Genomic DNA, 11335 nt, shown 5'->3' on the forward strand with positions numbered 1-11335 from the left:
GGCCGAGTGGTGCGCGCCGTGCAAGGCGCTGATGCCGTTGCTGGCCAAGATCGCCGAGGGTTACCAGGGCGAACTGCTGCTGGCCAAGATCAATTGCGACGTGGAGCAACAGGTGGTTGCCCAGTTCGGCATCCGCAGCCTGCCGACCGTGGTCCTGTTCAAGGACGGCCAGCCGGTGGACGGTTTCGCCGGAGCACAGCCGGAATCGGCGATTCGCGCCATGCTCGAGCCGCATGTGCAAATGCCCGCCGCACCCGTCGCTTCGCCGCTGGAGCAGGCCAAGGCACTGTTTGCCGAAAGCCGCTTCGCCGAAGCCGAAGCACTGCTGCAGGTGCTGCTGGGTGAGGACAACAGCAATGCCGAAGCGCTGATTCTGTACGCTCGCTGCCTGGCCGAGCGTGGTGAGCTGGGCGAAGCGCAGGTGGTATTGGATGCGGTCAAGACTGACGAACACAAAGCTGCACTGGCGGGCGCCAAGGCCCAGCTGACCTTCCTGCGCCAGGCTGCCAGCCTGCCGGAAGTGGCTGACCTGAAAAGCCGCCTGGCGCAGAACCCGCAGGATGACGAGGCGGCTTATCAGCTGAGCATCCAGCAACTGGCGCGCCAGCAGTATGAGGCGGCGCTGGAGGGGTTGCTGAAGCTGTTCCAGCGTAACCGTGCCTATGAGAATGGGCTGCCGCAGAAGGCATTGCTGCAGGTGTTCGAGCTACTGGGCAATGATCACCCGCTGGTCAACGTTTACCGACGCAAGCTGTTCGCTGCGATGTATTGATAGCCAATGCCAGGTACGGCCGCCTGACATCGGGCGGCTGCATCGATCGACTCTATAGGTATTAGCCAATATCAAGGCTCAGCGCCGTCTGCGCGTCGATCAGTGGGACAGGCAAGATCAACACTGCCCAGATCAACGCCTCGCCCAGATCGCTGTGCGCCCGAATGATACAAAAGGGCTCATTATCAAACCGTTCGATAGCCCCATTGCTGGCAATAAAACAGTTAAGCCCATTCCAATAGGTTTTTTCATGGGGGATAACGACTTCCTGACCTCCCATTCGATAGCACAGCTTTACATGACCATGTAATGACGGCGTCAAACGAATATAGCCGGTCGGTACGCCTCGAAGAACCACAACTGTGGACGTGAACGCGCGGTTATCCACAGCGGCCTGAATAACGCAATACTCGCACAGTGTCTCGATACCAGATGCTTCCCGTTCGTCAGGTAGGAAGGTACACCCCCAACCCTTTGGCTCTACCTGACCGCCATATTGACTCCCCCACTTTGGAGGCTCACCTGTATTACTGGGCAAAAGGCTCAGCGTTACCGTTTGCGCCCCATTAATCACCCGCACCATGGGTTCAAGGCCGAACGACTGGCCCTCAACTTGCACCTGTGCGAATGGACGCTCATTCAGTTGACGTTCAAAGCGACTCCTAACAATTGAGCCATCCGTTTCCAAGACCCCACTCTGCACAAGCCCCGGTGGGATGAAGAGGCTGGGGCAGTCTTGTATATCCTGCTGGGCAAGCACTGCCCCAGGATAGCGCGTCGCATCCAGCACCATGGACACGCCTGCCGTTGATACAGGAATAGAAGGGTAGGTGTTGGGAAACGAACCGCTACCGTGCTCCCCAATCACTGGATGCAGGGCTAGAAACGATGATTGTGTATTTACCGGGGTTACCGAACGAAGCCAGAAATGCATGGGTTTGAGTACCCCGGTGCTCAACGGCTGAATTTTACCAAGCTGAATGAATTTGCTGGAATCAGCCTGCCCCTTGAAAAAGAGCGCATAGGGCAATGCCCCCTGTTCATCGCGAGTGGATGCTTGATAGGCACTGGAGAGATAGAAAACGGGATATTTAGCCCACCCTAGTGAAACCCGATGCTCACTGTCATAGCGTCCTGCGTTGGCTTCGAGGTCTATTTCCAGGCAGAGCTCAATACCTTGCTCCTCTATGACATGCCGTACTTGAGTGATGATCCTTGTCCGCCCACCCAATGAACGGGCCAGGTGAATAACTACACACGACAAGATTCTGCGTCTGACCACCCACCGTAACGGGCTACCGTCACCGCCCGTCACCTGCAATTTCAATGGCCCCAATGAGCATCGGAAGTACCGCGCCGATTCCATTGTCGTGTCGATTTCAAACTCGATATCCTTCGCACAGAACCCGTCGCCCTGCGGTTCTAGCGCATGAGCGTTCCAATACTCATTCACCTTGCGCCAGTCGAAGAACACCATGAAGGGCCAGCCGTAAAGGCTATCCTCGCCGGAGCGGACTTCATCGTTTGCGCCATTGCTGATATCCATTTTTTCCACCCGCGGTAGTGCCGTTCAGGTGACTGTCACGTATCACCCAAAGCGTCACAACTGGCAGAAATGACAGGTCATTCGGCTTTTCGTGGCCCCACCCAATGGTAAACCGGCGCATCACCCACGTTTTCAACCCGCACATCTGGACTATGGCGCAACCTGACCAACAATCGTTTACCTGCCGCGACACTTCCTACCAGCGCTTCCAATTGCTCCAACAGCTGAGGCCCTGCGACGTGCCCGGCCCGTTGCAGTAACTCACGTGCTGTTGCCCATTGCCCATCATCCTGACTTGGCGGGGCGTGGACCACTGCGGTTGCGTCTACAGACGCCTCACGCCCCGTCACCCGTTGCCCCAGCTGCGCCCACTCTTCTGGCGCCAGCTCAATGGTCAGGTCCACTGGCCATTCACCAATCTGTCCGCGAATTCTCATGATGCATTCCTTGAGCCCAGGTCAATGCAGCCATGCTACCGCAACATGAAACCTTAGCCACGCAGGCTGGCGGCGCGCAGAAAAATTGTTATAACATAACTCAATCTTCCAGCCCGCTCCGGAGTCGTCCATGCGTCGCCTGCTGCTCGCCCTGCCCTTCGCCTTGCTGCCACTGGCCGTGGCCCATGCCCACGATGACCATGATCACGACCACGCCCATGGCACACTCGGCGCCCATGAGCATGGCGTAGCCAAGCTCAACGTCGTACTCGATGGCAACACCCTGGAGCTTGAGCTGGACAGCCCGGCCATGAACCTGGTCGGTTTCGAGCACGCGGCCAGCAGCGATGCCGACAAGGCCAAGGTCGCCGCCGTACGCCAGCAGCTCGAACAACCGTTGACGCTGGTCGGCCTGGCTGCTGCCGCAGGCTGCAAAGAAGAACAGCAGGCGCTGGAAAGCCCGCTGTTCGGTGACGCCCCGAAAGCCGACGAGGATGGCGACGATCATGAGCATGGGCACCAACACAGCGACATTGGCGCCCATTACCAGCTGACCTGCGCCAACCCCGAGAAACTGACACAGGTGGACCTGGCACCACTGTTCAAGGCCTTCCCGGCCACCCAGAAAATCAACGTGCAACTGATCGGCCCCAATGGCCAGAAAGGTGTGGAAACCACGCCGGCCCAGGCAACGGTCGCCTTCTGAATGAGCCAGCCGTTGATCGAACTGCGTGACCTGGTGTTCGCCTGGCCAGGTCAGCCGCCGCTGCTGGACATTCCAGCCTTGCGCCTGAACGCTGGTGAAGCCTTGTTCCTCAAGGGCCCCAGCGGCAGTGGCAAGACCACCTTGCTGGGCCTGCTGGGCGGGGTGAGCGTGCCCGCCCAGGGCCGTATCGAGTTGCTCGGCCAGGACCTCGGCGGGCTGAGTCAGGGCGCCCGCGACCGTTTTCGGGTGGATCACACGGGGTACATCTTTCAGCAGTTCAACCTGCTGCCATTTCTGTCGGTACGTGAAAACGTCGAGCTGCCCTGCCGCTTCTCGCGCAGCCGCAAGGCCCGCGCCGAGCAGCGCCATGGCGGTGTCGACCAGGCAGCCAGCACGCTGTTGGCGCACCTGGGCCTGGACGACCCCGCCCTGCTCGCCCGCCGCGCCGACAGCCTGTCGATCGGCCAGCAGCAGCGGGTCGCCGCCGCCCGCGCACTGATCGGCCAGCCCGAGTTGGTGATTGCCGACGAGCCGACTTCGGCACTGGATACCGACACCCGCGAAGCGTTCATCCGCCTGCTGTTCGATGAGTGCCGCGCCGCCGGCGCAAGCTTGTTGTTCGTCAGCCACGATCAAAGCCTGGCACCGCTGTTCGACCGCCACCTTTCCCTGGCCGACCTCAACCGCGCCGCCAAGCCCCGGGAGGCCTGATGTACCTGCTCCGCCTTGCCCTGGCCAGCCTGGCCAACCGCCGTTTCACTGCGTTTCTGACCGCTTTTGCCATTGCCTTGTCGGTGTGCCTGCTGCTGGCCGTGGAGCGGGTCCGTACCGAGGCTCGCGCCAGCTTCGCCAGCACCATCAGCGGAACCGACCTGATCGTCGGCGCCCGCTCTGGCTCGGTGAACCTGCTGCTGTATTCGGTGTTCCGCATTGGTAACGCCACCAACAACATCCGTTGGGACAGCTTCCAGCATTATGCCCAGGACCCACGGGTGAAGTGGGCAATCCCGATCTCGCTGGGCGACTCCCACCGTGGCTACAGGGTGATGGGTACCACGGCGGATTACTTCAGCCATTACCAGTACGGTCGCCGCCAGCACCTGGAACTGAGCCAGGGACGTGAGTTCGCCAGCGACCCCTTCGAAGTGGTGCTCGGCGCCGAAGTGGCCGAGGCGCTGCATTACAAGCTGGGTGACAAGCTGGTACTGGCCCACGGCGTGGCCGCCATCAGCCTGGTCAAGCACGACGACAAACCATTCACCGTGGTCGGTGTGCTCAAACGCACCGGCACACCGGTCGATCGCACCCTGCATATCAGCCTGGGGGGTATGGAAGCGATCCATATCGACTGGCACAACGGCGTACCCGCCCGTGGCGCCGGGCGCATCAGCGCCGAGCAAGCACGCGCGATGGACCTGCAACCTGCCGCCATCACTGCATTCATGCTGGGGCTGAACAGCAAGATCGCGACCTTCAGCCTGCAGCGGGAGATCAATGAGTACCGCAGCGAGCCGCTGCTGGCGATCCTACCTGGGGTGGCCCTGCAGGAGCTCTGGAGCCTGATGGGCACTGCCGAACAAGCACTGTTCGTGGTGTCGCTGTTCGTGGTGCTGACCGGCCTGATTGGCATGCTCACGGCGATTCTTACCAGCCTCAACGAGCGCCGCCGGGAGATGGCGATCTTACGCTCGGTCGGTGCCAGGCCTTGGCATATCGCGGGGCTGCTGGTACTGGAGGCACTGTCACTGGCGGCGGTCGGGATCGTGGCCGGGCTTGGCTTGCTGTACGCGGGGATTGCCCTTGCGCAGGGGTATGTACAGGCGAACTATGGCTTGTATCTGCCACTGGCCCTACCTAGCGCTCATGAATGGACCTTGCTGGCTATCATCCTGGGGGCTGCGTTGCTGATGGGTAGCGTGCCTGCGTGGCGGGCGTATTGGCAGTCGCTGGCCGATGGTTTGTCCATACACCTCTGAGTGCGCGTAATGATCAAACACCTCATCGCCCTCTTCGCGGGTTCACCCGCGAAGAGGCCAGTAAAGGCAACACAATTTCTACTGGTCATATTGCTCTCGCTGACATTGCCTGCCTGGGCCTCAGAACCCCGTGAACTGGACTGGCCCGCCCTGATCCCCGAAGGCGCCCCGGTCATCCCACCACAACTGGCGCCGCTGCACGACATGTCGCAGCTAAGCAACGCCCTGTCTGCCGAGTCTGCCCCACCCGCGCGCCAGCAAGCCCCCGATGCCCCGGTGGTGAAAGGTCTCGACGGCCAGCAGGTCAAGCTGCCGGGCTACATCGTGCCACTGGAGGTCAGCGAAGAAGGCCGCACCACCGAATTCCTGCTGGTCCCTTACTACGGTGCGTGTATCCACGTGCCACCCCCACCGTCGAACCAGATCGTGCACATTTTCAGTGAGATGGGCGTGCGCGTCGAAGACCTCTACCAACCTTACTGGATCGAGGGGAAGATGCAGGTTAGAGCCTCCAGCAGCGAACTGGCCGACGCTGGCTACCAGATGGAGGCCGAGAAAATATACGCGTATGAGCTGAGATGAGAACTGTTTCGAATTCGTGAAGACGCTTCTTTGAGCTGGGTCAAACTTTCTGTTTAACCAGCTCCGTACCATTGGACTACTCGATTAATAACGTCCTTTGGGAGCTTCCATGAACAAGTCCTTGCTCGGCGCCTCGCTTGTGGCCCTTGCGCTCGCCGCCCCTGTTGCCCACGCTCACCAGGCAGGCGATGTCATCGTCCGCGCAGGCGCCATCACCACCGCCCCTAACGAAAGCAGCGGCGACCTGAAATTCGATGGCAACAAGGTTTCGGGCACCAAGGCAACCCTGGACAGCGACACCCAGCTGGGCTTGACCTTTGCCTATATGCTCACCGACCACATCGGCCTGGAGCTGCTGGCAGCCACCCCGTTCAAGCACACCGTAGGCGTAAAAGGCCTGGGCGGCGGCCTGGACGGCAAGCTGGCCGACATCAAGCAACTGCCACCGACCCTGTCGCTGCAGTACTACCCGATGGAACCGAACTCCAAGTTCCAGCCCTATGCCGGCGTGGGCATCAACTACACCCTGTTCTTCGATGAAGACCTCAGCAGTGCCCGCAAGCAGCAAGGCTTCAGCAACCTGAAACTGCAGGACTCGATCGGGATCGCCGGCCAGCTGGGCATGGACTACATGATCACCGACAACCTGCTGGTCAACGCCTCGGTCTGGTACGTCGACATCGACACCAAGGCCAGCGTCAACGGCCCGACCGCTTTGGGCTACAGCAAGACCAAGGTCGACGTCGATGTCGACCCGTGGGTGTACATGGTCGGCCTTGGCTACAAGTTCTGACCTGAACACGGCAGGGCGGCTTCGGCCGCCCTCGCACGTTGCAGCCATAGCCAGTAGCCCAGCGCTACCGCGCTGATGGCCATGCCAAGCCCGCACACTGCGACCCACCCCCAATGGGCAAACACCCAGGCCGCCAACACCGCTCCCAGCCCGCTGCCAAGCGAGTAGCAACACATGTAGGCACCGATCAACCGGCTGGCCATCGCGCCACGCCCGGCCAGCAACAGGCTCTGGTTGGTGACATGTACCGCCTGCACGGCAAAGTCCAGCATCAGCACTCCCAGCACGAAGGCCATCAGTGAAGCCCCGACAAACGCCGTGGGCAACCACGACAGCGTCAGCAAGGCCAGCGCCAACCCAGTAGTGCGTTCACCCTGCCCCTGGTCAGCCAGACGACCGGCACGCGAAGCTGCCAAGGTACCCGCGACACCTGCCAGGCCGAACAGGCCGATCTCGGTATGGCTCAGCGCCAACGGCGCAGCACTGAGCGGCATGACCATGGCACTCCATAGCACGCTGAACGCGGCGAAGATCAACACTCCAAACATGCCTCGCTGGCGCAGCAACCTGTCGTGCCGGTACAGGTTGAACTGGGACACAATCAGCGCCCGGTAGCCAGACCGATGCATGACGGGCTGCACCGAGGGCAAGCTACGCCATATCACCAGTGCCAGCACTATCAAGACGCCTGCGGCCATCCAGTACACGCTGCGCCAACCGGCCAGGTCGGCCAACCCGCCCGAGACCAGGCGCGCAAGCAGAATGCCCAGCACCACACCACTGGTGACGGCGCCTACCGCCTGCCCTTGCTGGCCCGGTGAGGCCAGGCTCGCGGCATGCGCCACCATCACCTGCACCATCACGGCCATCAACCCGGTGACGGCTAGAGCCACCAGCAGCATTGCCCAACTTTGCGACATGCCGACGCCGATCAGCGCCAGAGCCGAGAACAGCAACTGGCCAAGCAACAGGCGCTTGCGATCGACCAAGTCACCCAGCGGCACGATCAGTAGCAACCCCAGGGCATAGCCCGCCTGGGTCGCGCCAACTACCCAGCCAATCTGCTGCTGCCCTACCCCCAGCTCGGCAGCCATCGACTCAAGCAGAGGCTGAGCGAAGTACACCGTCGCGACGGCCATGGCGCTGGTAATGGCAAGCAACAGGGTTGTCCAGCGTGTCAGTGAAGGTGCCATCGGACCAACCTCGTCAATCTGGTTTCGATTTGAAACCACACACTGGCTATTTAGCAAATGTGGTTTTAATCTGCAACCAGACGTTAAGACAGGTTTGCACCATGCTCGATGAACACAATGCGCAATGCCCCGTAGCCCGGGCCCTGGAGGTGCTGGGTGACCGTTGGGCGCTGATGATCCTGCGCGATGCCTTTGACGGCCTGCACCGGTTCAGTGAATTTCACAAGAACCTGGGGCTGGCGAAGAACATCCTCGCCTCGCGGCTCAAACTACTGGTGGAGAGCGAGTTGCTGGCCTTGCAGCCGGCATCGGATGGCAGTGCCTACAAGGAATATGTGCTGACCGCGAAAGGGCGGTCGGTGTTTCCAGTGGTGGTTGGCTTGAGGCAATGGGGGGAGCGGTTTCTGTTCGAGGCGGGTGAGGCGCGTTCGGAATTGGTGGAGGGAGCTACCGGGCAGGCGCTTGAGACGTTGCAGGTGCGTGCCCAGGATGGGCGGGTTTTGCATGCCGAAGACTGCCTGCGCAGAATGGTGCGGCATGAATGATTTGGGGCTGCTGCGCAGCCCCCGGTTATCAGGCCTTGCCCAGAAGCCGCGCCAGCCCCTCGACCATCGGCGTCGCCTGCGCGAACTTGAACCGCGCCAGCAACCGCTGATTATCCGCCCGCGAATGGCGAATATCCCCCGAACGGGCCGCGACATAGCTGATCGCTGGCAAGCTCCCCACCACCTTCTCCAGCGCTGCCAGCAACTGGTTCAGCGAAGTCGCCTGGTTGAGGCCGATGTTCACCGCCCCCTCCTCGACCTGCGGCTGCTCCAATGCTTGCACCATCACCTGCACCAGATCACCCACGTAGAGGAAATCACGGGTCTGCTCGCCATCGCCAAACACCGTGATCGGCAAGCCCTGTACAGCGCGCTCGCAGAAAATGCTGATCACACCGGAATACGGTGAGGACGGGTCCTGACGTGGCCCGAAAATATTGAAGAAGCGAAACACCACCGGCTCCAGACCATGCTGGCGGCGGTAGAAGTCCAGGTATTGCTCACTGGCCAGTTTGTCCACGGCATAGGGGGTCAGCGGCGCCTTGGGGGTCTCTTCGGCAATCGACTCGCCCTCGCCATTGTTGCCATACACCGCCGCACTGGAAGCGAACAGCACCCGACGCACGCCATGCACGCGCATGGCTTCACAGACATTGAGGGTGCCGATGAAGTTGCTCTGATGGGTGCGTACCGGGTCCTCGACCGAGGCCTGCACCGAGGCCACCGCCGCCAGGTGCACTACAGCACGGCAGCCAGCCGCTGTCTGTGTAACCAACCCGGCATCGGCTACATCGCCTTCAATCAGCTCCAACCGTGGGTGGTCGACCTGCAGGTTGCTCCTGCGGCCTGTGGAAAAGTCATCAAGAATGCGTACGGCGTAGCCTTTGTCCAACAACGCATCGCACAGGTGGGAGCCAATGAAGCCGGCACCGCCGGTGATCAGGATGGGGGCGTCAGCCATGGCGGTAGAACCGGTCCAGTAGAGGCGGCAAGCCAGCGCGCCAGGCACGCGGCTTGATACCGAAGGTATGAAGGATTTTCTTGCAGGCCAGTACCGCATGTTGCGGCTCTTCGCTGGCATCCGGGCGCGCGGCATGGGCTTGCGGTGTGGGGGCCTGCACGGCCAGTTGGCGGTGCTGGCCGGCCTCGGTGAGGATCGCCTGGCCCAGCGCCAGCGGCGTGGTCGCCTCGTTGCCAGCGTAATGGTAGGTGCCCCACAACGGCGCATTGCAATCGAGCTGCTTGAGCACCGACAGGATCACCCGGGCGGCATCATCGACAGGCGTCGGGTTGCCACGTCGATCATCGGCCAGCAGCAGCTCTTGTGGTTGCTCGGCACGTGTCAGGAAGCGGCCCAACGAGCCGTCGATGCTCTCGTCGAGCAGCCAGCCAAAGCGCAGCAGTACATGCTGTGGGCAGGCCGCACGCACGCTCTGCTCGATGCGCCACAAGGCCTGGCCACGCAGGCCCAGCGGCACGGGCTCGTCTTTTTCACTGTAGGCCGTGGCCCGCGAACCATCGAACACCCGGTAGCTGGAAGGCTGCACCAGGGTGATCTGGTGGTGCTGGCACAGCTCCGCCAACCGCTCCACCGCCCGCTCCTGTTGAGCCAGGCGCTGCTCGCTGACCGACTCGGCCTGGAACCAGTCGAAGTAATAGGCCAGGTTGACCAGCGCGTCGGGGCGGTGATCGTCGAGCAACTGAGTGAGGCTGGCCGGCGTCCAACCGTTCTCGGGCGGGCGTGGCGCCAGGAATGCGATGTCCTCCTCGGCCCCAAGACGAATCAGCGCTTGCCCGAGGGCATTGCCACCACCCAACAGCATTAGGCGCATACGCATAGAGTCAGCAGATCCGGAGAGGTTGATGAAGGAAAGGGGCATTTTGCGGTTTCCGCTGCGGGAAGTCCAACGTCTGGCCCTGTGACTGCTTCAGGCGGTGCGGTTTCCGAGCTGCCAAAGCTCACTATCGCGACACACAGATATTTCCTACGGCATACCAGGAACGAGCTGACTACCACGCAAAAGCATAACTGCATTCAATAGTTCCCCCCTTGCCAACAGGGGAGCCCCACAAAAATAAGTACAAGGAACGTTCAATGCCTCACTCGCAAGCCGCATACCTGGATTTTTCCCCCGAGCAAAGTCGGGCCATAGCCTTTGCAAGCCAAACCCTTGCAGACTCCGGCGGCCCGGAAGCAAAGGGGGTTGCAATCCAGGCACGTATATTGACCGACCAAATCCAGAAATCCTTGACTGACGAGCAGCGTTCGCTGCTACAGCGCTTCGGCGAAGGCAGATTGTCTACGCTGATGTACAGGCACATGCCTTATGCCGACGAGCCGATACCTGAAAACCTTCCCGATATCACCGCCTTGGCGCAAAACCCTCGCTGCACATACCTCGCCTCGCGCAATCAGCTGCTGCTGGAGCTCGCACGACACCGAAATTTCGCTTTTGATATCGACAACGAGGGCAAGCAGGTCCGTCTGGTTGGCAACTTCAAGGGAGGAGGCCGAATTCCACGGGTTGGCGAACACCCACGCCTGGAAGTTGAAACCAGCTCGCATGCAGGCTTGTGCTTGGGGCCGCACACTGAAGCGCCTTACAACTGTTCAACAGTCTCCAGTGATGGTCACTCCCCTGCTCCCTCTGCACTTATCCTCACTGCTCGCTGGAACCCCGCCAATGACCCTACGCATGTCTTTCCCCTACAAGAAATCATCGAGCGCTTGAGCAGCCTGGATGCGCTCGCACTGACCTCAAAATCTTTCAACTTCACTCGCAGT

13 protein-coding genes are annotated in these 11335 nt (G+C 61.0%); 8 read left to right on the top strand and 5 right to left on the bottom strand.

Annotated features, from left to right (window positions below; translation table 11 throughout):
* Nucleotides 1–772 (top strand): co-chaperone YbbN (locus APH42_RS27115; RefSeq protein ID WP_060494622.1); only part of this gene is annotated, 772 nt, incomplete at its 5' end.
* Between the two features lie 61 nt (nucleotides 773–833).
* Here the strand turns inward: APH42_RS27115 and APH42_RS27120 are convergent.
* Both APH42_RS27120 and APH42_RS27125 read right to left on the bottom strand, forming a co-directional pair.
* Nucleotides 834–2318 (bottom strand): hypothetical protein, encoded by a 1485-nt coding sequence (locus APH42_RS27120; RefSeq protein ID WP_060494623.1) that lies wholly within the window; start codon nucleotides 2316–2318, stop codon nucleotides 834–836.
* 77 nt (nucleotides 2319–2395) lie between these two features.
* Entirely contained in the window at nucleotides 2396–2755 is a 360-nt protein-coding gene (locus tag APH42_RS27125) for a hypothetical protein (protein WP_012270281.1), read from the bottom strand.
* A 130-nt stretch (nucleotides 2756–2885) separates the two neighbouring features.
* Here APH42_RS27125 and APH42_RS27130 point away from each other — a divergent pair, with 130 nt between their 5' ends.
* The 5 genes from APH42_RS27130 to APH42_RS27150 all read left to right on the top strand — a co-directional run bounded on the left by APH42_RS27130 (nucleotide 2886) and on the right by APH42_RS27150 (nucleotide 6812).
* Nucleotides 2886–3461 (top strand): DUF2796 domain-containing protein, encoded by a 576-nt coding sequence (locus APH42_RS27130; protein ID WP_060494624.1) that lies wholly within the window; start codon nucleotides 2886–2888, stop codon nucleotides 3459–3461.
* Nucleotides 3462–4172, top strand: a complete 711-nt coding sequence (locus APH42_RS27135) for an ABC transporter ATP-binding protein (RefSeq protein WP_012270279.1) — start codon at nucleotides 3462–3464, stop codon at nucleotides 4170–4172. It begins immediately after the preceding gene.
* Nucleotides 4172–5437 carry an ABC transporter permease gene (locus APH42_RS27140; protein WP_060494625.1) on the top strand — a complete coding sequence of 422 codons (1266 nt, stop codon included), beginning with the start codon at nucleotides 4172–4174 and terminating at the stop codon, nucleotides 5435–5437. Before APH42_RS27135 ends, APH42_RS27140 begins: the two co-directional genes overlap by 1 nt.
* 9 nt (nucleotides 5438–5446) lie before the next feature.
* Entirely contained in the window at nucleotides 5447–6019 is a 573-nt protein-coding gene (locus APH42_RS27145; RefSeq protein WP_012270277.1) for a DUF3299 domain-containing protein, read from the top strand.
* A gap of 109 nt (nucleotides 6020–6128) precedes the next feature.
* Nucleotides 6129–6812 carry an OmpW family protein gene (locus APH42_RS27150; RefSeq protein WP_012270276.1) on the top strand — a complete coding sequence of 228 codons (684 nt, stop codon included), beginning with the start codon at nucleotides 6129–6131 and terminating at the stop codon, nucleotides 6810–6812.
* Here APH42_RS27150 and APH42_RS27155 read toward each other — a convergent pair.
* Nucleotides 6800–8005: an MFS transporter gene (locus tag APH42_RS27155; protein WP_060494626.1), complete on the bottom strand. Its 1206-nt coding sequence runs from the start codon at nucleotides 8003–8005 to the stop codon at nucleotides 6800–6802. The genes APH42_RS27150 and APH42_RS27155 overlap by 13 nt on opposite strands.
* Before the next feature lie 101 nt (nucleotides 8006–8106).
* Between APH42_RS27155 and APH42_RS27160 the strand changes: the two genes are divergently transcribed.
* Nucleotides 8107–8550: a helix-turn-helix domain-containing protein gene (locus tag APH42_RS27160; RefSeq protein WP_012270274.1), complete on the top strand. Its 444-nt coding sequence runs from the start codon at nucleotides 8107–8109 to the stop codon at nucleotides 8548–8550.
* A 28-nt stretch (nucleotides 8551–8578) separates the two neighbouring features.
* On the opposite strand, the gene APH42_RS27165 is transcribed toward APH42_RS27160, so the two are convergent.
* The gene (locus APH42_RS27165; protein WP_012270273.1) at nucleotides 8579–9511 is read right to left on the bottom strand and encodes an NAD-dependent epimerase/dehydratase family protein; all 933 of its coding nucleotides are present in this window, start codon (nucleotides 9509–9511) and stop codon (nucleotides 8579–8581) included.
* On the bottom strand, nucleotides 9504–10388 hold the full coding sequence (locus tag APH42_RS27170) for a sugar nucleotide-binding protein (RefSeq protein ID WP_041166360.1): 885 nt from the start codon (nucleotides 10386–10388) through the stop codon (nucleotides 9504–9506). Before APH42_RS27170 ends, APH42_RS27165 begins: the two co-directional genes overlap by 8 nt.
* Nucleotides 10389–10645: 257 nt before the next feature.
* Between APH42_RS27170 and APH42_RS29650 the strand changes: the two genes are divergently transcribed.
* A partial coding sequence (locus APH42_RS29650; protein ID WP_082421470.1) for a hypothetical protein occupies nucleotides 10646–11335 on the top strand: 690 nt, incomplete at its 3' end.

Origin of the sequence: Pseudomonas sp. NBRC 111140, assembly GCF_001320885.1 — a bacterium.
Lineage (GTDB): Bacteria > Pseudomonadota > Gammaproteobacteria > Pseudomonadales > Pseudomonadaceae > Aquipseudomonas > Aquipseudomonas putida_P.